Consider the following 26403-nt stretch of genomic DNA (forward strand, 5'->3'; position numbering starts at 1 on the left):
CCGGCGGCCCTTGGCCGCCGGCTTCTCCTGCGTTCGGGGCCGGGATTGCCAGCAGGGCCTCCGGCAGGGCGGGCGCCCTCCGAAAGCCCTGTGGGTCCCCGCGGGGGCCGTTCGGGGCCCAAATGGCACCTAATTGCGCCCGATAAAGGCGCAGGAGCGGCGCAGTTCAGGGTTTTTTCCGCCCAAGCTGGTAAGTTTTCCGACAGGGGCTTTCCGAATACCCCGAAAGCTCGTTTCAATAACCATGTCCAGGAGGACCTAAATTGGCTAAAAACCGTAGTGAACTTGTTGCCGAGGTAGCTGCCAAGGCTGACACCAGCCAGGCTGCAGTCAACAGCGTGCTTGACGCCCTGTTCGACGTCTTCGCAGAGTCCGTTGCTAAGGACGAGAAGATCAGCATCCCGGGCTGGCTCGCCGTAGAGCGCACGAGCCGCGCCGCCCGCACCGGCCGCAACCCCCAGACCGGCGAAACCATCCAGATTGCTGCCGGCCACGGCGTCAAGCTGACCGCGGGTTCGAAGCTGAAGGCCTCCGCCAAGTAACCTCCGCAGGATTCAGGACCGCTGCCGACCATCGGCAGCGGTCCTTTCCGCTTTAACCGGGCCCGCGATTGGCCCTTGTTCTACCGGGGGTAGACAATGGAACACGTGTCAACACTTGCGAAGGGCCCCCGGACGAGCGCGGAGCGCACGAAGAGCGGGACCGGCCCGGGCTTCCTTGCTGCGGCCGGAGTCCTCGTCGTCCTGGCCCTGCTGGCCGCGCTGCTGTTCTCCGGCGCCGCCGCGGCCCGCCAGCTGGGCGACCCCGGCGCGCTGACCCGCTGGGGGCTTCCCTTCGCCAAGGCGGCGAACAACCTTGGAGCCGCCGGAACCATCGGTGCCCTCGTCTTCGCCGTCGTGATCCTGCCCCGGACCGTCGGCGGCGGCCGTCCCGGCCGCACCGGCGCCGCACGGGCCGAGCATCCCGCGTTCACCCGGGCACTGGCGCTCGCCTCGGCCGCGGCGGTGCTGTGGACCCTCGGCGCCCTTGGGGTGCTCGTGTTCACCTACTCGGACGCCGCGGGGCTCCCGCTGAGCTCGGGAGAGACCTTCACGCAGGGCCTTGGCTCCTTCATCACCGATTTCGCGGCCGGCCGGGCCTGGACCGTCACCACCATTGTCGCCGCGGTGGTGGCAACGCTGACCTTCGGCGTGCGCTCCTCCGCGGGGCTCGGGGTGGCCACCGTCCTGGCGCTGCTCGGGCTGCTTCCGGCGGCGCTCGTCGGACACGCGGCCAGCGGCGACGACCACAACGCGGCGGTGAACTCCATCGCCCTGCACCTCGTCGGGGTGTGCCTGTGGTTCGGCGGCATCATCGTCCTTGCCGTCGTCGGCGGGCGCCTCGGCGGCTCCACCCTGCCGGTCCTCAAGCGGTTCTCGGCGCTGGCCGGGTTCGCCTTCGCCCTGGTGTTCCTCTCCGGGATCGTCAACGCCAGCCTGCGCATCACCGAACTGTCCCAGCTGAGCTCGCAGTGGGGGCTGCTCGTCACCTTCAAGGCGGTCGCCACGCTCCTGCTCGGGGGCGTCGGCTGGATGCACCGGCAGTGGGTCATCCCGCAGCTCGAGGACCGGACGGGTTCGGCGGGGTCGCGGCTGAGCGCACGCCGGGTGCTGTGGCAGCTGGTCACCGTCGAACTGCTCATCATGGCGGCGGTGTCCGGCGTGGCCGCGGCCCTGGGCCGGACCGCCCCGCCCCGCGGCGAGGAACTCGAGCCCAACGCCTCACCGGCACGCATCCTCACCGGATACGACCTGCCGCCCGCCCCGACGGTGGCCCGCTGGTTCACCGAGTGGAGGCCGGACTGGCTGTGGATCGCCGTCGCCCTCACCCTCGCCACGGCCTACGTCCTCGGGATGGCCAAGCTGCGACGCCGCGGGGACCGGTGGCCGGCGCTGCGGCTCGCCTGCTGGCTGATGGGCCTTCTCCTCCTGACCTACTTCACCTCCGGCGCGCCGGCCGTCTACGGCATGGTGCTCTTCAGCGCCCACATGGTCGACCACATGGCCCTCACCATGGTGGTTCCGCTGTTCCTGGTGCTCGGGTCGCCGGTCACCTTGGCCCTGAAGGCCCTGACCCCGCGCGGGGACGGCAGCCGGGGCATCCGGGAGTGGATCCTCGTGCTGATCCACTCGCGCTTCTCGCAGCTGGTCACCCACCCGCTGTTCGCCGCCGCGAACTTCGCCGGGTCAATTGTGATCTTCTACTACTCGCCGCTGTTCGGATTCGCCCTGCGCGAGCACGTCGGCCACGAGCTGATGATCACCCACTTCCTCATCACCGGATACATCTTCGTCCTGACGATGGTGGGCACCGACCCCCTGCCCCGGCGGGCGCCCTTCCCGCTGCGCCTGCTGCTCCTGTTCGCCACGATGGCCTTCCACGCCTTCTTCGGCGTCGCGCTCACGGGCTCGGACTCGCTGCTCCAGGCGTCGTGGTTCGGCAGCATGGGCCGGGAGTGGGGCCCCTCGGCCCTCGAGGACCAAGCGATCGGCGGCGCAGTGACCTGGGGCATTGGGGAGGTGCCGACGCTGCTGCTGGCCATCGGCGTCGCGATCATGTGGTCACGGACCGACGCGCGCGACACCCGGCGCAAGGACCGGGCGGCTGACCGGAATAACGACGCCGACCTCGCCGCTTATAACAGTATGTTCGCCGACCTCGCGGCGCGTGATACGGGCGGCCGTGCCGCCGGCACCTCCACTCCCACCTCGCCCAGCCCCGCATCCCGACCGACGCCAGGAGCCACTGAATGACCGAAACCCCGATCCGTACTTCCTACCGCGTGCGGGCCTCGGAACTGGCCGGCCGCAACTGGCTCAACACCGGAGGCAGGCAGCTGCGCCTTGCGGACCTGCGCGGCAAGATCGTCCTGCTCGATTTCTGCGAGTCCTGACAGAAAAGACTAACTCCCGGCTACAGTGGCGGCATGAACGAAATCCCCGTCGGCCCCGCGACTGCCGCCTCCATCTATGTCCGGCGCTCCTCCAGACAGGATCTCGGCAAGAACCAGTCGCTCCAGGAGCAGGAAACTGACTGTCGTCGACTCGCGGCGAGCCTCGGCCTCTCAGTAGTAGAGGTGTACTTGGAGCGTGAGGGGACAGGCGCGTCCCGGCGGTCGGCGAAGGCTCGCCCAGAATGGAAGCGCGCCCTGCACGACCTCGATTCCGGCGAGCGGTTTCACACCTTGATCGTCTGGAGTTTGGATCGGGCCGACCGAAGAGGCGCGGACACGCTCGCCGCACTACTGACTAAACATGCTGCAACCGGTCGCCGCATACTAGGGCTAGACGGCACCGACACCAGCGATGAACGGCAGCGCCTCGTCACGATCATTCGAGGGGAAATCGCCCGAGAGGAGGCTGAGAACACCGCCAAGCGAGTCCTTCGGACCAAGGCCTCGCGACGGGCAGAGGGATCCTGGCTGGGAGGTAGCCCGCCCTACGGGCTTATGATCGCCGACGGCAAGGTCGCTCCTGATCCGGTGACGGCCCCTACGGCTCGATTCATCGCAGAGCAGGCCCTCGCGGGAAGATCACTATGGGCCTTGGCTCGGGAGCTGCAGAAACAGGGGATTCCTTCACCGAAGGGAGGAACCTGGACCGTTGGTTCCCTTTCCGCACTCCTCCGTTCACCAGCCTTTGCCGGGCTTCAGTCAGTCCGACGTCGCTCTGCCTCCGGCGCTTGGCCTGCGATCGCTGACGTCTACTTGGACCCCGACAGCCGCCAACCGGTCAGCGTGGGGGAGGGCATTATCAGTCCCACCGAGAGATCGCTGATCCTTGCCACACTCGCCTCGCGGAGCAGCGAGTACGAGCGAGGCGTGGTGCGCGGGCGGAAGGGGAGCTCGACGATCACCGGAGGGCTGCTGCGGTGCGATGCCTGCGGCTCCCGGTCCTCTGCTTCAAGCTCCAGCAATGGCGGCTCCTACCGCTGCGCCGCCATGGCCCGGGGCCTCGACTGCGACTCTCCATTCACCGCTCCACGCGTCGGCGTGGACGAATATGTCGCCCGTCGGTTCTTGAGCTACCTTGCTGCCCTTGAGCCCGGCGACGGACGCCTGGATCGCATTGCGGAGCGGTGGGCCGTACATGTCGACCCTACAAGCGCCGCTGAGCGGGCTGAGGCTCAGAGTGCCGTCGACGCCGTCGAGGCTGACCTCGCGCGCGCGCGGCGCCTCGCCGTCTCCGGCGTCCTGACGGAGGAGGAGGCCGCTGCCGAGATCAGCCGCCTTCGGACCCTCCTGAAGCGTGCCGGTGAGGCCTTGGGTGCCCTGCCTAGGCCCGAGGTTGACGTGTCGCCGCTGCTCGACCTCGTCGAGTCAGCGGAGGCCTGGGAGGCGCTCCCAGGCCAGGACCGTCGGGATCTCCTCACCCTTGCAATTCGCGAGGTGCGCGTGAGCCGGGCTTCTGGCCGCGGTGTCAGATTTGACCCGTCGAGTCGCGTCTCAATTGCCTGGATTGACTAGTCTGGGCCGCTACATCCGAGTAGCTAGCTGTCTACTGGCCCTCTCCTAAGGCATGACGGCTGCACCCACACACGCCCAGCGAATCAATGCTGTTGCCCTTCGATACGGAGCCACTGCGGAGGACGCTGCATTTCTGGCGCAGCAAGTGCTCGCACGCCGAGCGTACCGGCTTCGGCGTTCGGGTAAGTCCTGCTCAAGATGTGCCTTGGATAAGCCGCTCGCTGCCTTCTCACGGGACCAGCGCGAGCCGGACGGGCTTCGGCGCTACTGCCGGGGGTGCGCCGCCAAGGCCCACGCGGAACGCACCAACAAGCGTTCGGCGTAACCGCGGCCCTCTCCTCTATTAGGGGAGAAGACAAATCCTTAGTGCCGGCGACACGCGCCCCACCTCATGCTCGCGCAGAGTCCCGGTGCTACTGATTGAAACTCATCCCGAAGGGGCATTTGGGAGGCTCATTTCTCGATAGGGAAATGAGCCTGCCCCACCTATTCCGAGCGCTCACCGTTGACCGGTGGGCGCTTTTATTTTGCCCACGATCCGAACGAACGGAAGGAGAGGCCGATGGCCGGACTCAGTACGAGGTGCGCCCTCTGCGGCAGCGTCTTCGAAGCAAGCAGGAGCGACGCCCGCTATTGTTCCGATGCTCATCGCGCCAGGGCACATCGCGAGGCGGCCGACTCGCGCCGGAAAACCGTCACGGAGCTACTCAGCCGCGCAGCAATGATTCGGGACGGCGACGAGACGGCTATCGCCGCCTTACGCCGAGACGCCGAGAGGCTTCTGGCGGCGTAGCCCGGTGCGCCGGGCTCAACACACGCCGGAGTGACGGAGTGACAGTTCTTTCGTCACTTCTGTATCTCCTCTCTAGTAGCTCTCTCTCTTAAGTACGGATACGAAAGTGACGCTAGAACTGTCACTTCGTCACTGAAATGTCACCGCTTGCCCTTCCGGCGCGCTCCTGGCGCGCGAAAACGGGCACCGCCCCCCTCCCGATGAAAGGTCCGCCGAATTATGCCTGTAACTGTTCACACGAGTGCAGCGACTCGCGCCGAGCGTGAAGCCCGCGCCCGCCAGTCCGACCTCGCCGCCTGTCGGCCCATCCTTGCCCACTGGATTTCAGGCTTACCCTCCGGTCGTCACGAGCTCGGCAGCGTTTGGGACGCCTGGTGCGTCGCCGTGCGGAACTCATCCAAGCTGCGCGAGGACCGCCACCCAGCGATGAGGCTCGGCCGGACGAGCTTTTATGGCCTACTCACCGCCGACTACTCCGTCGTCTCACTTGGCTCACGCCGCCGGGCGCTCGTCGTCGAGTAGCGCCCTCACCCCGTCTCGTCGCGTGACGCGCTTCGGCGCAACCCAACACCCCTCAACTGAAAGGCCCACGATGAACACCGACTACCCACAATGGCTCCTCGACGCCACACCCGGCGCCGCTGAGGCAGTCGCGGATATCGACTCGACGACCTCAGCCGTAGCCGAGGCTGCGCGGGAAATGAGCGCCGCTCGAAGGGTCTCGTCTCCTCTCGGGCACTGGATCGGCTCCGGCCCTGCCGATCGCCAGTACGTGAAGAAGGATGATGTCGCGACCGAGGATTACGAGGCCGCCATGAGGCGTACCCGCGAGGCTGAAGCCGCCTATCAGCGGGCAGACAAAGCCCGCGAGCGCGCGACCAAGCGGCTGACCGAACTCATGCGCGCCAGTTCCGCCGAAGACCGGCGTAAGCTGGCCGCCCGTCAGGCCCTCATTCAGCACGAGGTTGTCCGGGCTGCATGGACACTGCTCCAGACGGCCATGGTCGACCGTGATCGGGCCGTGCACTACGCCGGCGCGCCGGGCGCACCCTGGGACGTGCAGGTCCTCAACCCCCGCAGTAAGCGGACCGAGACCGAACAGTTCATGGGCGCCTACATCGACCGTCTCGACCGCCGAGCACTGGAGCTTGTTGCCGACGGCGAGGACGTGCCGGATTACGCCGCCGAGGCACAGAAGGCCATAGACGCGCATAACTCCTGCGTCGCCGAGTTGACCCGTCAGCGCAGCCGCCGCGAACAGAGGGGGCAGGCATGAGTAGCGAACGTGTTCGGAACCTCGTAGCTGACACGCTCTCGGCGATGCCGGTGCCCGAATCCCTCGGTGACGTGAGTCCTCGCACTCAGGCAGTGATCGCCCGCGACGCCGCCTCCCAGGGAGTCGAACCTGAGGCTCTTTGGGCCGCTGTCCGCGCCCAGCACGCGCGGCAGGTCCAGGTGCTCGACGCCGGGGCCGAAGCGCGCGCAGTAGCCCTCCGAGTCCGGCGGGGCAACTGATGGACGAGACCTTGGCCCCAGCGCGTGCGACCTCGCCGCAGCGGGCGGCCCGCCGGCTGATAGGCGCCGCCGTGCGGCGGCAGCTCGCCACCTTAGGCCGGTTCACGGAGGACGCCAACGCGGCGGTCTGCCCCGTCCGTCTCCGCCGCCCCTACTCGGCGGAACAGTGGGTGGGCCTCTCGCACGACGAGAGGCACGCGCATGTAAGGGAGCTTTTCGCCAAGGAGGCCACGCCAGACATTCTGTCGGGCATCGCGCATGACCCACCCGCCAGGGTCCGGGCCTACCTGGCGCTGACTGAGGAGGACCGCGCCCGCGTCGATGCCTACGAAGCGAACCCGGCAGGGCAGGACTTCCCGGTCCTGTCGGCGCCCAAGCGGGATAGCGCTCCCGCGCCCATCCCGTCGGGTGTGCCCTCTTCGGTCTCCTATGTGATTGCATGTGCCGGTTGCGGGGCGTGGCTCCCGGCGGCCTCCCGCCGTCCGGCCGTGCGCTTCTGCTCCCGCAAGGGTGGAGCAGTCGTGCGGAAGCCAAGGATCGTGATCGGCGCTGAGGATCTGGCACGCCGGCCCACACGAAAGCCCAAGCGCCCGCGCGCCGAGGCCTCGTGTGCAGGTTGGACGGCTCAGTCCGTCGCGTGAGTGTATGAGTGGCGGTGCCGAACCGCGCGTCGGTGCCGCCGCTCGTCACTACCCCCCCCTGGCCCCTGACCCCCTCCCCGGCGGTGCCTGCTTCCTCGGTCCGGCAATCCAATCGCCCCTGCCAGCCGGCAGGCTCCCATTTTTAGAAGCACGGGCCCACCGCCCCATTTACACGCTCCAGGAAGGAGCTTCCGTGACCGAAGCACCCCCCGATTGGGATATTCCGGAGGACTGGACCGCTGGCGCCCGCGACGCCTTCCTCAACGTCGTGGAGCAGCGCCCGGACCTCTCCGGCGCCGAACTGGCAGGCCTCGAACAGGCCGCTGCCCTGATCTCGATCGCCGAGAAGCTCGACGAAGCGGCGCAGGGGGCGGGCCTCTTGGTCCTTGGCTCGACGAAACAGCTCGTTGTTAATCCAGGTGTGATCGAAGCAAGGCTCGCCCGCACTTCGGCCGCGTCAATCCTCGCTCGCCTCGTCCCGGTCTCCGCCGGCGCGAAGACCAACTCACAGCGCGGCCGGGAGGCGGCCCGAGCACGCTACTCGGCAAAGTGAGACGTCCAGACAGCGTCCGACTGGCGGACACCGAGCTCCTCCTGCGGCCTTTCTCCGTCAGCGGCCGCCTTCCCGACTGGTCGCCGCAGTCGCCGCCCTCCGACTGGTCACCGGCGGACGCTTGGGCCGCCGCCCTGGCGTACGCCGAGGACGCTGCACCACGCCACACCCGAAGCGTCGCGAAGAGCGCGTACCAGTGCCTCCTTGCCGCCGTTCCGGGCCTGAAGCGCGCCGAGATTGACGAGCGCCTCGCCGGCATCAATCACTTCGTGACCGCCTTCGCACACCCTCGCGAGTACCTCGACGAGGACCCTCCCCCATTCTGAACAACCTCGACAGGAGAGCCCGATGATTGTCGTTTACGGGACCCCAAGACCAATGAAGCAGTGCGTTCAATGCGGCCCTCGGCTGGCTTCCCAGTTCCGGAAGCGACCCGGAAAGAGCATCTGCCGACGCTGCACAAAGCTCAACGGGCGCATCAGGCGCCGCGAAGAACGCCTCGCCGCCGCGGCGGCCCTCACCCCCACATCTTCCAGCCCGAACGAATAGGAATCCTCCATGGCCTTCACATACGACCAGATCTTCGCCGCCGACCCGTCCGACCCGGGCAACGTCGCCCGCAACGGAGGGATAACCATCTTCGCGCCCGGCGACCCCACCCAGACGCCTATCGAGATCACGACCCCGGACGGGACTCCGCTGCCTAACCCGGTCCCTGTGAACGAAAACGGCTTTGGCGAGGCTTTCATGCACGAGACCCTCGATCGCGTCGCCTGGGCTGGCGGAGGCTTCGAGGGCTTCTTCACTTCCTACGAGGGACTGAAGAACGTCGCCGTCGAGGCCCTCGCCGGCGTCCAGGGCATCGCCGCAGACGCAGCGGCCTCCGCTGCCGCTGCCGAAGCCGCAGCGGCCCTCGTCGACGCGCCCGCCGATAGCGCGATCAGCACGGCCATAAACGGGACCGACACGCAGACCCGCGCCGCGCTGGATACCTTCGTCGACGCGGAGCTCGACAGCCGCGACTACGCGACGGCGACCGAGCTGGAGAGCCAGGTCTCGAACCGGGTCGTCGAGGTCCGGACCCTGGAGGAGCTCCAGGAGGCCGTCGCGGTCGGCGGAACAATCCGGGTCGGCTCAGCACCGATTGAACTCACCGCCACTGTGAATGTCTCGAAGCCCTGCCGCATCATCGGCGGGCGATTCACGATGCCGGCCGACGCTAGCCGGTACGGGTTCAGGATCAGTTCTGGCTCGGTCACCCTGGACGGTTTGGATATTACCGGCCCCGGTACGGCGGCGACCCTTTACAACGCGGCGGCCCCTAGTACCTTCGTGTACGCGCTCGGGACGCAGGCCGCGCCGCTGCGGAACGTCAACGTCGTCAACTGCACCATGAGGGGCAGCCAGGCTGACGGCGTGCGGCTGGAGTGGGTGAGCGACTCCATCGTCTCCGAAAACATCGTGGATGACTTCCTTTACGCCGGCGTGATGCTCCTCTCCGTGGATAACGTGACGGTCGCAAACAACTCCGTAACTAACGCCGTGATGAAGGGAAGCGTCGTCAATGTTTACGGCATCGCGGCGACGGACTGGCCCAACACGGTAGCGGCCCGCTCGAAGAATGTCCGGGTTATCGGCAACATGGTGAAGAACATTCCGTGGGAGGGGATCGAGTGCCACGGCGCGGAACGGTTCCAGGTGATCGGAAATACCGTGGTCAACTGCCCGCGCGCTATCGCGCTGGTGGTCGGAAACGCTACCCGGCTGACCTCGCCCATTGACTGCCTAGTGCAGGGCAACATTGTGGACCGAGCCGGGGCCACCTACAACGGAAACGAGCGGGAGGGGATCAGCCTGTACGGGCTGGCCTCCAACCTGGCCGACGCGCATATCCTCGGGAACACAATCCGGGGGTACACGGCCCAGCCGATTGTCCTCTCCGGCTACGCTCCGCTGAAAACCTTGGTCCAGGGCAATTCCCACCCTCACCTGCCATGGACGGACCTGACGGTGTCCTCGCCCTGGGCGGCCAACGCGTCGTTCAAACCTCAGTACATGGTTGAGGGCCGTATGGTCTACCTGCGCGGAATGGTCCAGCAGACAACTGGCGCGACCGGCGATTCCATCGTAGGTACACTGCCGGAAGTCTGCCGGTCGGACCGCAACATCGTCCATTACGGCACCTCCCACGGCGCAGCGATCACCGGCGGAGTCGCCACGCTAAGCGTCGGCAGCCCCGACGGGACGATCAACAACCTCGTCATTCGATCCAAGACGACGACGGACACGTCCTCCTACCCGATCGACGGCAGCTACAGCCGGGCCTTCGCGGGATAGCGAGCCGCCGGAGTCCCCGCCCTCCGCGTGGGGCGGGGCACTGGGCCCACACATGTATGCTCTAATTCTCTGCTCGCTTATTGAGCATGAATGGGGATATGGGGATATGGGGAGTGCATGACCGAAGTAGACCATGCTATTTCGAACGACGGCATTGCCGGGGAAAGCAGGCGGCTCTCTCCGGGCCGACACCGCTGGACTATGGAAGAAATCGTCGCCCTATACTGCCCTGAGCCGGAATTCGGGCAGACGCAGAGACAAATTGTCTGGCAACATTTTGAGCTAGCCACACGATCCCTTCGATCCATTGTCCCTGTTGCGGCGGTTTGGATCGGGGGATCATTCCTGTCGGAGAAGGAACGCCCGGGCGACGTCGATGCCGTCTACATCGTCAGAGGCAAGGCGTACGATAACTTGAGCGACGAGATGAAACAGGCTGTGTCCGTCTTCGCTGGATCTGGAATCCTCAAGGATAACGGCTATGCGGTTGACTCCTACCTATTCGCCTGGCGTCCTCGGCCAAGCTACTCGGCAGACACCGACGGCGAGAGAGAAGAACTACGGTCCCGCGGGTACTGGGATGACTGGCTTCAAAGAGAGAAGATCGACAGGAGCGCTCCTCTTGTCGATGAAGATTCCTTTCCCGTTCGAGGTTACGTGGAGGTGATACTAGATGGTTTCGCTACCGACTAGCCCCGAAGGATTCCTTGCGCTTCTCGCGAAGGAGTCGCCCAATCAGCCGGTCCTGTCCAGTGCAGACCTTGGACGGGTCAGCCGCGAGAGGCACCAAGGCCAGGAAAGCCTGACTCGCGACGCCCCTTCCGTTGGCGCGTTGCGCCTGTCCGGCGCCGGAGTCACAGGGCATGTGGCCGCCTTGGACGATGTCACCCTCCTAGGCTTGTCGCTGCAACGCTTGATCACCGCGATCGGCGCCGCACTGAAGGGCTTCAAGAATGTAAGAGGCCGCGTGCCTAAGGAACTTTCGACCTACACCACATTGGGTTTGCGGGCAGCGCCTCGTCCCGGGTCTCTCATCCTTGACTTGTCACCGAGGATTTCCCCGTCCGAGGAACTCCGAGGTAAAGGCGAAGTGTTCAGTGAATCGGACACACAACTCGTGGACGCCGTCATTGAGAGGCTGAGCCGCTTACTTCAGGCAGCACGCGAACATCAGGGAGGGGCCGACGAGACGGCGTTCAGCTCGGAGATTCGAGAACTTGGACCGCGCGCGGCGAGCGCCCTTCGCGGGTTTGCCCAAGCGACTTCGGCCAGCAACTTCAACGTTGACTTGACTTGGGCGCAGCCTTTACATGAGACGGTGGAATGCAGCCTCACCCCCAGAGACGCACTATGGCTAGAGAAGGTGATTGCGGGCCGAAAGCTTGACGCTGAGCCCATAGTCATCCACGGCGCATTGCAGACCGTCAGCCATGGAAAGAAATGGGATCTGCTCAATTCAGAGTTCGGGAACGTCAGCATTGATGTGACTGATATTGAGGGCCGGCCTTGGTCTGAGTGGAACCCTGACGACCTGGTCGAGGTCGATGCATCTATTACCATTACTCAGTCGCCCGGTCGGGCTATCACAAGGTCAATCGTCGCTCGCACCATTCGCCCTTGGAGCGGTTCGCTGGCTGATATCCAGATACAAGCCGACGACACTGCCGAAACGGACATGCTCCCAATACAGTCAGAAGGACCTTTAGAGGGTCCTTGATTAACCAGAAAAGCCCCGGAGAGCCCAGAGCTCATCGGGGCTTTTCTGTGCCCTTAGATCGGCTCCTGGCGCCTCCCGCGCAACGCCTCACGCGCCGCGGCTACGGTCTTTCAAACCGATCGCCGCGCCGGGCAGCGGCCAGAGCTGCCTCCCTTATCCAGGTCGCCACCGGCCGGCCATCGGCGCCTGCTGCGGCCTCCAGCTCGGCGTCCTCGTCCGGCCGAAAGGCCACGTTCCTTACCTTGTCCCGTGGTTGTTCTACCACTGGGCGGCCACGCTTCTTCTGAGTCGTCATGGTCGGAGTTTAGCAATACGGATTAAATACTTGCATCGCACGAATTTAGCTGTATGGTTTAAATCATCAAGCCGCTAGATGAAGGAGCGAAACCCATGTTCGTACTTCCCGACCTCGCCGAAGGCGCCGAGTTTGTCATCGTCCCCGTCCCCAACGATCCGGGCGAGTTCATTGCGGTGTCCCGAGACGGCACCTACACGCGCTGGACGCCCGACTCCGCTAACGAGACCTACTACGACGTCCCCGCCGAATACACGCTACGCCCAATTCCAGGCGAGGCCGGCGCCTACTTCTCCGTGTTCGCCGACGGCTCCTACACCCGCTGGCAGCCGCCCTACCCCGCGACGGCCGCCGCATGAGGCGCGAGACACCCGTCGTCGGACGCTTCCGCTCCGGCCGCCAGCTCGACGGGCGCGCAGTCGCGTCGAAGGAGTGGCGCATCACGACCGGCGACCCCGAGGTAGCCGACAAGGTCTACGACCTGCTCGGCGGAGACAAGCCCCAGGAATGGGCAGCGAAGGGCGAGGACAACCTCGAAGTCTTCACCGCGACGAGCGAGGTCGAGATCATCCTCGACGGCCCGAAGTCGCTGCGGCAGAAGATGGTCCTCTGGTCCCGCGCCGGCAAGCTCGTCCAGTCCGGCGACGGCCAGGTCCTCGACGACGGCACCCCGGACCCCGACGCCGCGCTCTCCTTCCAGGAGCGCAAGGCGAAGGCCCGCGACGGCATCGGCGCCGAGCCGCAGATCGAGGTCTACTTCCGCATCGCCGGCGAGGAAGAGCTCGGTCTCTTCAAGTTCCAGACGGGCTCCTGGAGCCTCGCCTCGGACCTCGTCTACAACAAGACGGAGGAGGAGATCGAGGACTACGCCGCCGACTCCGAGTCCGGCAAGGTGAAGGCGATCCTGAAGCTGGAGCCGGTCGAGTTCACGGCGAAGAACGGCCCCCGCGCGGGCCAGCTCGTCTCCTACGTGAAGCCGAGCCTCATTATCCGGGGCGCAGCGTGAAGGGCTCGTTACGCCCGTCGTAGCGCGATTGGCGCTCGTGGGGGCGGGCGGCGGAGAATTGCAGTATGACGACAACCGTATCCCGCACCCCGTACCGAGTTCGTGCCTCAGAGCTGAGGGGCCGTGCCTGGCTGAATACGGGTGGGAAAGATCTGACGTTAGAGTCGCTTCGGGGGAAGATTTTGATCCTCGACTTCTGGACCTTCTGCTGCATCAACTGCCTCCACGTCATCGACGAGCTGCGGCCCCTCGAGGATCGGTACTCCGACGTCCTCGTCACGGTCGGCGTGCACTCGCCGAAATTCGAGCATGAGGCCGACCCGGTGGCGCTGGCGGCGGCCGTTGAGCGCTACGACATCCACCACCCGATCCTCGACGACCCGGACCTGCTCACCTGGCAGGCTTACACGGCCCGTGCCTGGCCCACCCTCGTCGTGATCGACCCCGAGGGCTACATCGTCGCCCACCTCTCCGGTGAGGGGCACGCGGCGGGCCTCGACTCGCTCGTCAGCGAACTCGTCGAGGAGCACACAGCCAAGGGAACCCTGCACCGCGGCGACGGGCCCTACGTGCCGGCCGAAAGCACCGCGGGCACCCTGAAGTTCCCGGGCAAGCTCCTGCCCCTGCCCGCCAGCGGGACCTACCTCGCCGCGGATACCGGGCACCACCGCCTCGTCGAACTCGAAGCGGACCTCACGACGGTGCGCCGCGTCATCGGCGCCGGCGCCAGGGGCGCCGCCGACGGCGACGCCGAGACCGCCCAGTTCAACGAACCGCAGGGCCTGGCCCTCCTGCCCGCGGACGCCGCGGAGCGCGCCGGCTACGACGTGGTCGTCGCCGACACCGTCAACCACCGCCTCCGCGGTGTCTCCCTCAGCGACGGGACGGTCCGCACCCTGGCCGGGAACGGCGTGCAGCGGCTCCTCGACTCCGGAAACCACACCAAGCCGGGCCCGGAGCACGCGGCGGCCGAAGCGGACCAGGACGACACGCCGCGGCTGCTCGACGCCCACCTCGGCACCGACGCCCTGAACATCTCGCTGTCCTCCCCCTGGGACGTCGTCTACTCAAGCGCCCTGGGCAGGGTGGTCATCGCGATGGCCGGCACCCACCAGATCTTCACCTTCGACCCGGACACCTCCAGCGTTGACATCCTCGCCGGCACCGGCCTCGAAGGCCTGCTCGACGGCGACGGGTCCACCGCCTGGTTCGCCCAGTCCTCCGGGCTGGCCGAGGACCGCGACGGCAACCTCTGGGTGGCCGACTCGGAAACCTCCTCCCTGCGCAGGCTGAGCGTCAGCCTGACGGGCGGCCGGCCCGCGGTCACGGTCGACACCCCCATCGGCACCGGCCTGTTCGACTTCGGGTTCCGGGACGGCGACGCCGGCCAGGCGCGCCTCCAGCACCCCCTCGGCGTCACGGCCCTTCCTGACGGTTCGGTGGCCATCGCCGACACCTACAACGGTGCCGTGCGCCGGTACGACCCGGCGACCGGGACGGTCTCCACCCTCACCCGCGGGCTGGCCGAACCGTCCGACGTCGTCATCGACCCCGCCCCTGACGGGGGCGAGCCGCTGCTGATCGTGGTCGAGTCCAACAAGCACCAGCTGGTGCGGCTGCCCATCCCCAAGGAGGCCCTGGCCGTCAACGAGGGCGCCTCGCAGAGCCAGCGCCCCAAGACCGCCGTCTCCAGCGGGCCGCTGGCGCTCACCGTGCGCTTCGCCGCGCCCAAGGGGCAGAAGCTTGACGACCGGTGGGGGGATCCTTCCCAGCTGAAGATCTCCGCCTCGCCCGAGACCCTCCTGGTGGCCGGGGCCGGAACCTCGGCGGGACTGACCCGGGAACTGCACTTCTCGGAGGAGGTCCGCGAAGGGGTGCTCCACATCAGTGCCCGGGCCGCCGCGTGCGACGGCGAGCCGGGGGGGACGATCCCGGACCACGCCGCCTGCCATCTGTACCAGCAGGACTGGGGCATCCCGGTGGTGCTCGACGCCGCCGGTGACGCCGAACTGGTGCTGGACCTGCGCGGGGTTAACTGAGCGCGGCCTCCGGCGGGCCGGACGGCCCGCCGGAGGACTCAGTACTCGATCACGGGGGTGACGGTGACCGTCGATCCGTCGATCCGCAGCCGGGCCAGGAACTCGAACGGGCGCTTCTCCGTGACGTCGGAAATGGCGCCGCTGAACAGGTCCTGCAGCCGGGTCGACAGGGTGGCCGAGCCGGCCAGGGGCGCGATGACCCACTCGCCGTCGTGCGGGTCGATCCGGACCGCCGGGTAGTCGGTGATCGACCAGGAGATCTCCCCGGCCAGCCGCTGGCTGGTCTGGAAGTTGAACGGGCAGTTGGTGGGCTGGAAGACGGTCTGGGCAGCGCAGGCGTCGAGGAAGGCCCGGATTTCGGTGTCCACCGCCTCCACGAGCTTCTCCGTGGCCGCGGCCGGCAGCGCCAGCTTCGGTGCCGCGGCCCGGTCGGTCACCGCGACGGCCTTCGCCGGCGCGGTGAAGAACTCGCCCTCGAAGCCCCCTTCGACCCGCACCGGGTACAGGGACGCGAAACGGCCGCTGCCCCCGGGCAGCGCCACCCGGGCACCATTCAGCTTGGCCTCGGTGAGGTTGGCAACCGAGAAATCGACGGTGGGAAGGGTGGACGGAACGAACTCCCAGGTCGAGAAGAAGAACCACTGCGTCCCGGTCTGCTTAAGGGGGAACCGGGTGGTGTGGTCGCTTCCGTCGATGCTGTAGGTCACCGGCACATCGACATGCCCGTTCGTGGTCTCCACCGGGTCCTGCACCCGCACGTCCTCCACCGCCGCCGCGCCGCGGGCCAGGGCCGGTCCGTCGAGCAGTGCAGCATCGGCCGTGGGCGCCGACCCGTTGAGGATGCCCAGGGCCAGGCCGCCGTCCCCCTCCTTGAGCGCCGCAAGGTAGTCCCTCACCTGCTGCTGCGGCCCGTACACTCCGGCGTTGAGCACCACCACGGCCACGAAAAAACCCGCAACCGTCAGCAGGAGCGCCAGCAGCCAGGCTGCCAAGACTCGGACGACGCGGGGGGTCTGCACGCTACAACGTTACCCGCTGCCGGTGCAGGACCCCGCGGCGGTTAAGCGGTTGCGGACGGCAGGACGCCGCCCCACCGGTGGCGGGGCGGCGTCCTTTCATGGTTTGGCGGCCGGGCCGGTCCGGCTCAGCCGGTGGTGTGCTTGCCGCCCGCCGCAGTGGCGCCGCCACGGGAGCTGCTGCCGGCGGGCGCCCCCGCCGGGGAACCACCGTCGTTGTTGCGGCTGGAGAAGCCGGAAGCCGTGCTGTCCCCGTCGCCGGCCTGGGCGTTGGCGATCTCCTCGGCCCGTTCCTGGTTGGCCTCCTCGGTCAGGGCCGCGCCGGCGGCCTCATCGCGGGTGAGGTTGTCGCCGGTTTCGGGGTCAAAGAGGTGCAGCTTGCGGGTGTCCAGCCAGATTTCCGCCTCCCGGCCGCCGCGGATGCGGCTGGCGGCGTCGAGGGTGACGACGACCTGGGGCCGCAGTTCGTCGGCGTCCATCTCCTTGGCCAGGTTGTTCAGCAGTTCCCGGACCTCGGGTGCGGGGTCGAAGTTGATGTACCCGTACTGCTCGTTGCCCAGCCACTCGGTGTGGGAGAGAACGGCATGGAAGGTCGAGCCGTGGCCCCGCTTGGAGTCCTCGACGAGCTTGGCGTCCTCGAAGAACTCAGGCCGCACCCCCACCAGCACTACCTTCTTGCCGGCCGCCTTCCCCGCCTTCTCCGCCGGGATGGCGAGGTCTCCCAGCGCGGTGCGCAGCACGTTGCCCTCGACGGTGGCGGGCAGGAAGTTCATCGACGGGGAGCCGATGAACCCGGCCACGAACAGGTTGCGGGGCTGTTCGTAAAGCTCCCGCGGCGAGGCGATCTGCTGCAGTTCGCCCTTCTTGAGCACGGCGACGCGGTCTCCGAGGGTCATTGCCTCGGTCTGGTCGTGCGTGACGTACACGGAGGTGACTCCGAGCCGACGCTGCATCTGCGAGATCTCCGCACGCATCTGCCCGCGGAGCTTCGCGTCAAGGTTGGACAGCGGCTCATCAAAGAGGAACGCGTCGGCCTGGCGGACGATCGCCCGCCCCATCGCCACGCGCTGGCGCTGGCCACCGGAAAGGTTTGCCGGTTTCCGCTGCAGGTGGTCCGTCAGCTCCAGCGTCGCGGCCGCCTCGCTTACCAGCTTATCGACCTCCTCCTCGCTGTGCTTGCCCTTGGCAAGCCGCAGCGGGAAGGCGATGTTCTCGTAGACGGTGAGGTGCGGGTACAGGGCGTAGTTCTGGAACACCATCGCCAGGTTGCGGTCGCGGGGCGCCTTGTCGTTGACCCGGTTCCCGTCGATCAGCAGGTCGCCGTCGGTGATGTCCTCGAGGCCGACGATCATGCGCAGCAGTGTCGACTTCCCGCAGCCGGAGGGGCCGACGAGGATGATGAACTCGCCGTCGGCGATGTCGATGCTGATGTCGTTGACGGCGGGGAACCCGTCGCCGTACTTCTTGACGAGGTGGTTGAGGGTGATTGAAGCCATGGGAGGAAATCCTTTTCTTGATCCGGGGCGTCAGCCCTTGACGGCGCCCGAGGTCAGGCCTGAGACGATTTGACGCTGGAACGCCAGTACCAGCACGACGACGGGGATGGTGACGATGATGGCCGCCGCGGAAATCGCCCCGGTCGGCTCCTCGAACTGCGAGGCGCCGGTGAAAAACGCCAGCGCCGCCGGCACCGGCCGCGCCACCTCCGTGGAGGTCAGTGAGATGCCGTACACGAAGTCGTTCCAGGCGATGAAGAAGGCGATGATTGCCGTTGTGAAGACGCCCGGTGCGGCGAGGGGAACGATCGCCTTCCGGAACGCCTGCCAGGTGGTGGCGCCGTCGACCTGCGCCGCCTGCTCCAGCTCCCAGGGGATCTGCCGGAAGAACGCGGCGAGGGTCCAGATGGAGATGGGAAGGGTCAGCGAGAGGTAGGGAATGATCAGCCCCGGCCACGTGTCGTACAGGCCGATGGACCGCCACAGGTTGAACAGCGGTGTCACGATCGAGATGACGGGGAAGATCGAGACCGCCAGCGCGGTGGTCAGCACGAGCTTCTTGCCGGGGAAGTCAAGACGGGCAATCGCATAAGCGCACAGGGTGGCCAGCACGACGGCGATGAAGGTGGAAATCAGGCAGATGCCAATCGAGTTGCGCAGGGCGCTCAGGAACAGCCCCTGGGCGTCGCCGACCAGGATCTGCTCGTAGTTGCCGGTGGTTGCCTGCCCTGCCGAGGGCAGGAACTTCCGGTTCGTCAGGTCACTGGGCGCCTTGAACGAGGTGGCGAGGATGGACGCCACGGGGAACAGGGCGTAGACAGCGACGAGCACGCTGACGATGCCCCATAGAACCTTCGATTTTGTACTTGTCATCACTTACCTCCCTGGGCCCCGGCGAGGTCCACCTTGAACAGCTTGATGGCGACGAAGCAGATGATCAGGACGCACAGGAACAGAAGTACGGACACCGCCGAGCCGAGGCCGATCTCCAGCCTGCTGATCGACTGCCGGTAGGCCAGCAGCGAGAGCACCTCTGTGCCGTAGGCGCCGTTGGTCATGATGAACACGTTGTCGAAGATGCGGAAAGCGTCCAACGCCCGGAACAGCACAGCGACCATGATCGCGGCCTTCATGTTCGGGATGATGACCTTGCGCATCTGCTCCCACCAGGTCGCGCCGTCGACCTTGGCCGCCTCGGTCAGCTCATCGGGAACCTGGGCCAGCCCGGCCAGCAGGAGCAGCGAGATGAACGGGGTGGTCTTCCAGATCTCCGAGGCCATGATCACGAACAGTGCCGTGGGCCCCTGGGCGAACCAGTTGAGGTCGGCGTCGATGCCCGGAAGCCAGGCGAACCAGCTGTTCACGTAGCCCGAGTTGATGTCGAAGGCGTAGAACCAGGCGAAGGCCGAGACCACGGTGATGATGCCGTAGGGCACCAGGATCGCCGTGCGCAGCGGACCGCGCACCGCCTTCAGGGCCTTGTGCATCACCAGGGCGAGGGCGAACCCGAGGACGAGTTCGACCGCGACGGTGATAACGGTGATCAGGAGGGTGACGCCGAGGTCCGTCCACCACACGTTATCGGTCAGGATGACCGCGTAGTTGCCCAGTCCAATGAACTCCCGCTCGCCGGGAGCGGTGAGGCGGAACTGGAACAGGGACTCGTAGATGGCCTGGAGGATGGGATACAGGGTCACCGCCAGCATGACAATGAACGCCGGTCCGGCGAGCATCCAGCCGAGCCGGCGCTCGGCGCGGACGCGGTCGCTGTACTGGGCAGTGGCCTTCTTGTCGGAGGGTCCGCCTGGCCCGACGCCCGGTGATGTGTCCGGCTCAAGGTCGGGGCTGACGGGTCTTGCCGGTATTGCAGAAGTCACAGCAGTTGCTCCCCTCGGAGGACGGAGATGATGAATTCGGTTGAATTTTCCGGGGTCGTCTCAGGATTGACGCCGGACGGCGGGGCCCAGGTCTGCTGGATGCCCGTGGAGACCTCGTTGTAGAACGGGGTCTGAGGGCGCGGAGCCGACTGTTCAAGGGACTCCCTGATGGTGTCCGCCATGGGGAAGGTCTCCTCAATCCGTGGATCCTCGTAGGCTTCGGTGTTGGCCGGCGGGTTGCCGTTGGTGACGAAGTATTCGGCCTGATTCTCCGGTGAAACGATGCATTCGATCGCCTCGTAGGCGAGCTCCGGGCTGTCGCTGGCAGCCCCGACGCCGAGGCTGATGCCGCCCAGCGGCGGAGCTGATTCCTCGCCCTCGGTGACCTGGGGGTAGACGCCCCAGCCGATGTCCTCGATCAGTGATGCGTCAAGGGTTCCTGCCTCGACCGCGCCGTTGGTGGCGGGCCAGACGAAGGGCCAGTTCACCATGAACGAGCCGTTGTCTCCCTGGAAGTTGATCATTGAGGTGTTCTCGTCCTGGGTTGCCAGACCGGGACCGCCGAGTCCCTCGTCGCCGATCGTGGAGACGATCCGGGCCGCTTCGACCCCCGCGGGGGAGGTGAGGGCAAGCTCGATCTCGTCGGAGGTCGCCTCCGGGTCGACGATGATCGACTGCCCGCCGGATTCGATTAGGGCGTTCACCCAGACGGTCATCGACTCGGCTTGCGCGCCCTGGACGCCGAGGTATTTGTCCTGCTCGGCGGCGGCGTCGATCAGCTGATCCCAGGTGACCGGCTTGGACATGTCCAGGCCGGCAGCCTCGGCCACCGACTTGCGGTACCAGAGGATCTGGGTGTTGGCCCAGAAGGGAATGGCGACCAGCTCGTCCTTCCAGGTGGCTCCCGCGAGGGCCCCCTCGACAACGTTCTGCGTGGTGCTCTCTGCGACGTCATCGGGCACAGGAGCAAGAAAGCCCGGCTCCGCGAGTTCGGGGATGAACGGCGGGTCCAGGCTCATGATGTCGAGGGAGGAGTCTCCGGCTGCGAGGCGCCGGGCGAGCTGTTCGCGCTGGGAGGCGGCGTCGCTGGGGAGGAGGGAGGTCTCGATCCGGTAGGCGCCCTCGGCCTCCTCGGTGCAGCGCTCCGCGATGTCGGCCTGACCGCCGGCGTCCGGGTTGATGTACCAGGTCAGGGTCTTGGTGCCGTCCGCGGGGCCACATCCGCTCAGGAGCAGCGTGCCTGCCAGCACCGACGCCACGGTGCCGGCGCGCGATCGATTGCGGGTGGAATTTCGTTTCCTTGTCGGCATACCTACCGAGCCTCCACATCTTTGTAGACAACCCAGCCGACGCTTCAAGCGAGGCGTCAGCCCAGACAACCAGCGTGCTTTTTGACCATAAGCCCCGAGCGCGGAATGCGCTAGACAGGAGGCTTATGAATCAAAGTCAGCGGGACGGGTGTGTCAGGGGATGCGGAAAGCGATCGTCAGTGACGGGGGGATAACAGAGGCATAACGGGGTCGGTCCGGCGGCAGCGGCGCGTAGCGGGCGGCGGCGTCCACGGCGTGCATCGCCGCTTAGCGGGCGGCGGCGTCCACGGCGTGCGGCGGGCGCTGCAGGCCTGCGGTCACGGCTTCGGCAGGATCGGTGCCCTGCTGGAGAATCCGGTTGTCGGCGTCGACATGGACCACCGATGGGACGTAGGCCCGGGCTTCCTCGTCAGTCATCGACGCGTAGGTGATGAGGATGACGAGGTCCCCCCGGTGAACCAGGTGGGCTGCTGCCCCGTTGATGCCAATAACCCCGGAGCCGCGCTCGCCGGCGATGGTGTAGGTCTCAAGGCGTGCACCGTTGGTGATGTCGACGATCGACACGAGCTCGCCGGGGAGAATATCGGCGGCATCGAGAAGATCGAGGTCGACGGTCACCGAGCCGACGTAGTGAAGGTCGGCGTGCGTCACCGTGGCCCGGTGGATCTTGGATTTAAACATTGTCCGGTTCATCAGGATCAAGGATACTGCCGCCGGTGAGGCGCCAAGGACGGGATCGCTCACAGCGCACAAGGCACGGGCTGCGGAGGGCCGCGGCAGGGGAAGGGAGAGCGGGCGACGGGAATCGAACCCGCGTATCGAGCTTGGGAAGCTAGCGCTCTACCATTGAGCTACGCCCGCACTGCGGTTGAACCGCTCCATAACCCTACAACATTTCGGCGGGGCCGGCCGCGACCGCCGCACTCCGGCGCGGCAGGCCCGGTTCCGGCGGGGAACGGGCGGTGCCTGCACCTGCACCTGCGCCTGCGCCGGGCGGTCGACCCGCGGTCAGCCGGTCGACCCGCGGCGGGCGAAGCCCACGGTTCGGGCGGTCAGCCGGTCGACCCGCGCCGGGCGCGTTCGATCAGTTCCTTCCACGGCTCATCGAGCCGGCTCTCCGGCAGGGTCACCTCCTGGTACCCGATCACGATGTGATAGACGTAACGGTCGCGCTGGTCCCGGTCCGGCCGGGATTCCTCCTGCTGAGGCGCCTCCGCCGCCCGGCCGGCCAGCGGGAGCCACCGCTCCTCGGCCTCGGCGGGGCTCACCTCAAGGCTCCAGGTCCGGGTCATGCCGGCGAAGCCCCCCGACCGGGAGATCTCGATCCTCACCCGGTCACCTCCACCTTCGCCCACGCCTGCCTCACCGCTTCGTGCTCCTCCGAGTCCTGCCCGAACCGAGCACGGGCCGCTTCCTGCGTCACATCGGCGAAGAGCCGGAAGCCGCTGTTGGCCTGGATTCCGCCGCCGACCGCGGCGTCGAACCAGATCCTGCCCGCCCGCTCCCACGCGAAGCCGCCCAGCTGCAGCGCCGTGAGGTAGAAGGCGTGGTTGGGGATGCCGGAGTTGATGTGGACGCCGCCGTTGTCGGAGGTGGTGATCACGAAATCCGACATGGTCGCGGGCTGGGGATCCCGGCCAAGCACGTCGTCGTCGTAGGCGGTTCCCGGGGCGGCCAGGGACCGCAGGGCCCGGCCCTGCACCTGGTCGGTGAAGATGCCCTCGCCCACGAGCCAGCTTGCCTGCTCCACGGTCTGTCCGAGGTGGTGCTGTTCGACGAGCACGCCGAAGACGTCCGAGAGGGATTCATTGAGCGCCCCCGACTGGCCCTCGTACACCAGGTTGGTCGAGTACTGGGTGAAGCCGTGGGTCAGTTCGTGGCTGATCACCGTCAGCGACCGGGTGAAGCGGCCGAAGACGTCGCCGTCGCCGTCGCCGAACACCATGCGTTCGCCGTCCCAGAACGCGTTGTCGTACAGCTCCCCGTAGTGCACCGTCGCCTCCAGGGGCAGGCCGGCGCCGTCGATGGACGCCCTTCCGAACACCTGGCGGAAGAGGGCATCGGTGGCACCCAGGCCGTCGTAGGCCTCATCGGTGGCCTCGTCCCCGGTTGCACCGTCGCCCTCGCCCCGAACCAGTGTGCCGGGCAGGATTTCCTGCCTTCCGGCGTCGGAGATCCGGCGCTCCAGCGGCCCGCCCACCGCGGTCCGCGGCGGAACCGGCGCCGCGAAAGCCTCCTCCCGGTCGGCCAGCAGGGGGTCGAGCTGCACGAGGGCCCTGCGGGCGGCCCGCGCCGCCACCGCGTGCCGGGGGTCATCCACCGCCGCCAGATGGGCCAGCAGGTGGGGCGGGACGATGCTGCAGTGCGGATGCGGGTGCATGGGCCTCCTCGGTTGGTCCCAACCTAGACCCCGGCACCGACGCCCATCAATGACCCGCCGCCGCGACACCCTCTCCCGTGGCGGTGGACCGCGGTGGAGCTGGTCGTACTGTTGAGCCATGAGTGTCGAGAAGAACACCCGCAGCCTCGAGGCCGGGATCGAACGGGATTTCGCGGACAAGATGAGCTACGGCTCCTACCTGCGCCTTGACCTGCTGCTCGCCGCACAGCAGCCGGTCAGCCGGCCCGAGCACCACGACGAAATGCTCTTCATCATCCAGCACCAGACCTCGGAACTGTGGCTCAAGCTCGTCCTTCACGAACTCGGCGCGGTCCGCCGGTTCCTGCGCGCCGACGACCTGCGCGCCGCCATGAAGGGCATCGCCCGGATCAAGCACATCCAGCGCTCGCTCACCGAACAGTGGTCGGTGCTGGCAACCCTGACCCCTTCGGAGTACGCCGAATTCCGTGGCGACCTTGGCTCGGCGAGCGGCTTCCAGTCCTACCAGTACCGGGCGGTGGAGTTCCTGCTCGGCAACAAGAACGAGGCGATGCTGGCGGTGTTCGCCGACGACGAGGCCGCGCACTCACTGCTCTCGGGCCTGCTCACCGAAAGCAGCATCTACGACGAGTTCATCGCCTACCTCGCCCGGCGCGGCTACGCGGTTCCGGAGGAACTGCTGCACCGCGACGTGAGCACCGCCCACGTCTTCACCCCCGCGCTCGTCCAGGTGTACAAGGAGGTGTACGAGAACGCGGCGGCCAACTGGGATGTCTACGAGGCCTGCGAGGAGCTCGTCGACCTCGAGGACAATTTCCAGCTGTGGCGGTTCCGGCACCTGAAGACCGTTGCCCGCACCATCGGCTTCAAGCAGGGCACCGGCGGCTCCTCCGGCGTCGGCTTCCTGCAGCGGGCGCTGGAGCTGACCTTCTTCCCGGAGCTGTTCGCCGTGCGCACCGAGATCGGCCGCTGACTCCTGTAGTTTTGTAGCGTGCTGTTCTCCGACCGTGATATTCGTGCCGAAATTTCCGCCTCCCGCATCGAGCTGGATCCCTACGACCCGGCGATGGTCCAGCCGTCCAGCGTCGACGTGCGGATCGATCGGTACTTCAGGTTGTTCGATAACCACAAGTACGCCCACATCGACCCGGCCGAGGACCAGCCGGACCTGACCCGGCTCGTCGAGGTCGCCCCGGACGAGCCGTTCATCCTCCACCCGGGCGAGTTCGTGCTGGGGTCGACCTACGAAGCGGTGACCCTGCCCGACGACGTCGCGGCGCGGCTCGAGGGCAAGTCCTCCCTGGGGCGCCTGGGCCTGCTCACCCACTCCACGGCCGGGTTCATCGATCCGGGATTCTCCGGCCATGTCACCCTCGAGCTCTCCAATATGGCGACCCTGCCGATCAAGCTCTGGCCGGGCTCCAAGATCGGCCAGCTGTGCTTCTTCCGGCTGACCTCCCCGGCGGAGCACGCGTACGGGTCGGGCGAGTACGGCAACCGGTACCAGGGCCAGCGCGGCCCCACCGCCTCCCGCAGCCACCTCAACTTCCACAGGACGTCGATCTAGCCCTGTCCTGGGCACCTTCCACCGGGCCCCTTCCACCGGGCCCCTTTCGCCCGGCCGCGCCCTCAATGCGCCGAGTGTGCAGATAACCACCCTCCGGGGCACGTAGAGCGTGGTGATCTACAGTTTCGGTGGGGAGCACGGGCGTCGGTGCCCGCTCCCGGCATCCACATAGCGCGGATCCGACGTCGATGGCCCCGGCATCTTCCGGACACTGGCCGCATGCGCTCTCCACAACCCCTGCCACGGGCCCTCTCCGGCCGCTCCTTCACCCTCGAGGAGGCGAGGTTGACCGGTGTCTCACGACGGCGGACCGAATCCTCCGACCTCACCACACCCAGCCGGGGGATACGGGTGCCGTGGGGCGCAACCCAGGCGCTCGCCGACTCCTTGCGCCCGCTGCTCGCAGTGACCCCGGGGGCGGTTGTCGGGTTTTCGACGGCCGCACGTCTGTGGGGGTTTCCCCTGCCGGGTGACCTCGGGCCCGGCTTTGCCGTCCATCTCATCTGTCCGCACGGGACGTCGGCCCCTCGCCGAAAGGGCGTGCGGGGCCATTCGATGACGCTTCCGCCGACGGAGACGACAACGCTCGACGGTATTGCGGTCACCACCCCGGCCCGGACCTGGTTCGACCTTGCACAGCTCATTCCAGTCGATGCCCTGGTAGCGGCCGGGGACCACGTGGTGAACCGGAACAACAGGATCTTCGCGGAGAAGCGGGACGCCATGGCTTCCGTCGAAGAGTTGTCGCAGCTGCTGACGACCCATCGAGGGACACGGGGAGTGCGCACTGCGCGGGAGGCGTTGCCGCTGCTCCGGGTGGGATGTGATTCCGCACCCGAGACTCTGCTCCGTCTTGCCCTCGTCCGGGCGGAGCTTCCAGAACCTGTGCTGGGATGGGTCATCACCGACGAAGCCGGAGGTCACGTCGTATGGCCAGATCTCGCGTACCCGAAGTACAAGGTCGCCATCCAGTACGACGGCGCACACCACTTCGAGCGGGAGCGACAGGAGCTGGACATCGCGCGCAATGAAGCGACGGTCCGGGCCGGGTGGACCCAGGTCATCATCACCGCACGCCTCATGGACGCTTTCGGTTCAGCAGCGGCGGTGGTGAAGGTGCGGGACGCCCTGATGCGAAACGGCTGGGACGGACGCCGCCTGGTCGAGTGAGTGAAAATCCACGGCGGCCGTTCCGCGGGCGGCGCTGTCCGCGCTGTCTCGCCGTCGTCGTCCTCAGGTTGAAACGGCAGCTCACCACGTTCTGGGCGCTTCGAAGCGTGGTGTGCTGCGGTTTCGGCGGAGTGCCGCCGAAGGCGGTGGCGTGCAGTTTCGGTGCCGGGGAGCAGCGAGCGGACGC

General features: G+C 67.0%; 27 protein-coding genes and 1 tRNA gene. 19 read left to right on the plus strand and 9 right to left on the minus strand.

The features are described from left to right. Positions 1 to 263 precede the first annotated feature (263 nt). From GVV77_RS15535 to GVV77_RS15610, 16 genes are all read left to right on the plus strand, one after another. The gene (locus tag GVV77_RS15535; protein WP_120167571.1) at positions 264 to 542 is read left to right on the plus strand and encodes an HU family DNA-binding protein; all 279 of its coding nucleotides are present in this window, start codon (positions 264 to 266) and stop codon (positions 540 to 542) included. Between the two features lie 96 nt (positions 543 to 638). After that, positions 639 to 2792 carry a bifunctional copper resistance protein CopD/cytochrome c oxidase assembly protein gene (locus GVV77_RS15540; protein ID WP_159619865.1) on the plus strand — a complete coding sequence of 718 codons (2154 nt, stop codon included), beginning with the start codon at positions 639 to 641 and terminating at the stop codon, positions 2790 to 2792. Beyond that, positions 2789 to 2932, plus strand: a complete 144-nt coding sequence (locus GVV77_RS15545; protein ID WP_159619867.1) for a thioredoxin domain-containing protein — start codon at positions 2789 to 2791, stop codon at positions 2930 to 2932. Before GVV77_RS15540 ends, GVV77_RS15545 begins: the two co-directional genes overlap by 4 nt. Before the next feature lie 33 nt (positions 2933 to 2965). Beyond that, positions 2966 to 4504: a recombinase family protein gene (locus GVV77_RS15550; protein ID WP_159619869.1), complete on the plus strand. Its 1539-nt coding sequence runs from the start codon at positions 2966 to 2968 to the stop codon at positions 4502 to 4504. A 1177-nt stretch (positions 4505 to 5681) separates the two neighbouring features. Further along, positions 5682 to 5819: a hypothetical protein gene (locus GVV77_RS15555; protein ID WP_159619871.1), complete on the plus strand. Its 138-nt coding sequence runs from the start codon at positions 5682 to 5684 to the stop codon at positions 5817 to 5819. 70 nt (positions 5820 to 5889) lie between these two features. After that, a complete protein-coding gene (locus GVV77_RS15560) occupies positions 5890 to 6573 on the plus strand; it encodes a hypothetical protein (RefSeq protein WP_159619873.1) in 684 nt (227 codons plus the stop codon). Beyond that, complete coding sequence (locus GVV77_RS15565) at positions 6570 to 6812, plus strand: hypothetical protein (protein WP_159619875.1); 243 nt, start codon at positions 6570 to 6572, stop codon at positions 6810 to 6812. The genes GVV77_RS15560 and GVV77_RS15565 overlap by 4 nt, the downstream gene beginning before the upstream one ends. After that, complete coding sequence (locus GVV77_RS15570; RefSeq protein ID WP_159619877.1) at positions 6812 to 7453, plus strand: hypothetical protein; 642 nt, start codon at positions 6812 to 6814, stop codon at positions 7451 to 7453. The genes GVV77_RS15565 and GVV77_RS15570 overlap by 1 nt, the downstream gene beginning before the upstream one ends. 193 nt (positions 7454 to 7646) lie before the next feature. Next, positions 7647 to 8006 (plus strand): hypothetical protein, encoded by a 360-nt coding sequence (locus GVV77_RS15575; protein WP_159619879.1) that lies wholly within the window; start codon positions 7647 to 7649, stop codon positions 8004 to 8006. Beyond that, entirely contained in the window at positions 8003 to 8332 is a 330-nt protein-coding gene (locus GVV77_RS15580) for a hypothetical protein (RefSeq protein WP_159619881.1), read from the plus strand. The genes GVV77_RS15575 and GVV77_RS15580 overlap by 4 nt, the downstream gene beginning before the upstream one ends. 232 nt (positions 8333 to 8564) lie before the next feature. Continuing rightward, positions 8565 to 10343: a right-handed parallel beta-helix repeat-containing protein gene (locus tag GVV77_RS15585; protein ID WP_159619883.1), complete on the plus strand. Its 1779-nt coding sequence runs from the start codon at positions 8565 to 8567 to the stop codon at positions 10341 to 10343. A 117-nt stretch (positions 10344 to 10460) separates the two neighbouring features. Further along, positions 10461 to 11036: a DUF6932 family protein gene (locus GVV77_RS15590; RefSeq protein WP_159619885.1), complete on the plus strand. Its 576-nt coding sequence runs from the start codon at positions 10461 to 10463 to the stop codon at positions 11034 to 11036. Next, entirely contained in the window at positions 11017 to 12060 is a 1044-nt protein-coding gene (locus GVV77_RS15595) for a hypothetical protein (protein WP_159619887.1), read from the plus strand. Before GVV77_RS15590 ends, GVV77_RS15595 begins: the two co-directional genes overlap by 20 nt. A 390-nt stretch (positions 12061 to 12450) precedes the next feature. Next, positions 12451 to 12714 (plus strand): hypothetical protein, encoded by a 264-nt coding sequence (locus GVV77_RS15600; RefSeq protein WP_159619889.1) that lies wholly within the window; start codon positions 12451 to 12453, stop codon positions 12712 to 12714. Beyond that, positions 12711 to 13361: a recombination directionality factor gene (locus GVV77_RS15605; protein ID WP_159619891.1), complete on the plus strand. Its 651-nt coding sequence runs from the start codon at positions 12711 to 12713 to the stop codon at positions 13359 to 13361. Before GVV77_RS15600 ends, GVV77_RS15605 begins: the two co-directional genes overlap by 4 nt. Before the next feature lie 65 nt (positions 13362 to 13426). After that, positions 13427 to 15400, plus strand: coding sequence for an NHL domain-containing thioredoxin family protein (locus tag GVV77_RS15610; protein ID WP_159619893.1), 1974 nt, complete (start codon positions 13427 to 13429; stop codon positions 15398 to 15400). A gap of 38 nt (positions 15401 to 15438) precedes the next feature. On the opposite strand, the gene GVV77_RS15615 is transcribed toward GVV77_RS15610, so the two are convergent. The 9 genes from GVV77_RS15615 to GVV77_RS15655 all read right to left on the minus strand — a co-directional run bounded on the left by GVV77_RS15615 (position 15439) and on the right by GVV77_RS15655 (position 23479). Beyond that, on the minus strand, positions 15439 to 16419 hold the full coding sequence (locus tag GVV77_RS15615) for a hypothetical protein (protein WP_159619895.1): 981 nt from the start codon (positions 16417 to 16419) through the stop codon (positions 15439 to 15441). A 125-nt stretch (positions 16420 to 16544) separates the two neighbouring features. Next, positions 16545 to 17912, minus strand: a complete 1368-nt coding sequence (locus tag GVV77_RS15620) for an ABC transporter ATP-binding protein (RefSeq protein WP_246199863.1) — start codon at positions 17910 to 17912, stop codon at positions 16545 to 16547. Positions 17913 to 17942: 30 nt separating this feature from the next. Next, complete coding sequence (locus GVV77_RS15625; RefSeq protein WP_159619897.1) at positions 17943 to 18785, minus strand: carbohydrate ABC transporter permease; 843 nt, start codon at positions 18783 to 18785, stop codon at positions 17943 to 17945. Further along, positions 18785 to 19789 (minus strand): carbohydrate ABC transporter permease, encoded by a 1005-nt coding sequence (locus GVV77_RS15630; RefSeq protein WP_246199864.1) that lies wholly within the window; start codon positions 19787 to 19789, stop codon positions 18785 to 18787. The genes GVV77_RS15625 and GVV77_RS15630 overlap by 1 nt, the downstream gene beginning before the upstream one ends. Then, entirely contained in the window at positions 19786 to 21099 is a 1314-nt protein-coding gene (locus GVV77_RS15635; RefSeq protein ID WP_159619899.1) for a sugar ABC transporter substrate-binding protein, read from the minus strand. The genes GVV77_RS15630 and GVV77_RS15635 overlap by 4 nt, the downstream gene beginning before the upstream one ends. A 267-nt stretch (positions 21100 to 21366) precedes the next feature. Next, entirely contained in the window at positions 21367 to 21792 is a 426-nt protein-coding gene (gene panD / locus GVV77_RS15640) for an aspartate 1-decarboxylase (protein WP_159619901.1), read from the minus strand. A 97-nt stretch (positions 21793 to 21889) separates the two neighbouring features. After that, positions 21890 to 21960, minus strand: a tRNA-Gly gene (locus GVV77_RS15645). Positions 21961 to 22151: 191 nt separating this feature from the next. Further along, positions 22152 to 22430, minus strand: a complete 279-nt coding sequence (locus tag GVV77_RS15650) for a protealysin inhibitor emfourin (protein ID WP_159619903.1) — start codon at positions 22428 to 22430, stop codon at positions 22152 to 22154. Next, entirely contained in the window at positions 22427 to 23479 is a 1053-nt protein-coding gene (locus GVV77_RS15655; protein ID WP_159619905.1) for a M4 family metallopeptidase, read from the minus strand. Before GVV77_RS15655 ends, GVV77_RS15650 begins: the two co-directional genes overlap by 4 nt. Before the next feature lie 118 nt (positions 23480 to 23597). On the opposite strand from GVV77_RS15655, the gene GVV77_RS15660 reads away from it, so the two are divergent. The 3 genes from GVV77_RS15660 (at position 23598) to GVV77_RS15670 (ending at position 26216) form a co-directional block, all read left to right on the plus strand. Beyond that, positions 23598 to 24452 (plus strand): tryptophan 2,3-dioxygenase, encoded by an 855-nt coding sequence (locus tag GVV77_RS15660; protein ID WP_159619907.1) that lies wholly within the window; start codon positions 23598 to 23600, stop codon positions 24450 to 24452. 18 nt (positions 24453 to 24470) lie between these two features. Further along, on the plus strand, positions 24471 to 25046 hold the full coding sequence (gene dcd, locus GVV77_RS15665; RefSeq protein ID WP_120167593.1) for a dCTP deaminase: 576 nt from the start codon (positions 24471 to 24473) through the stop codon (positions 25044 to 25046). 219 nt (positions 25047 to 25265) lie between these two features. Further along, positions 25266 to 26216, plus strand: a complete 951-nt coding sequence (locus GVV77_RS15670) for a hypothetical protein (RefSeq protein ID WP_159619909.1) — start codon at positions 25266 to 25268, stop codon at positions 26214 to 26216. Positions 26217 to 26403 lie beyond the last annotated feature (187 nt).

Origin of the sequence: Arthrobacter zhaoguopingii (assembly GCF_009828605.1) — a bacterium.
Lineage (GTDB): Bacteria > Actinomycetota > Actinomycetes > Actinomycetales > Micrococcaceae > Arthrobacter_D > Arthrobacter_D zhaoguopingii.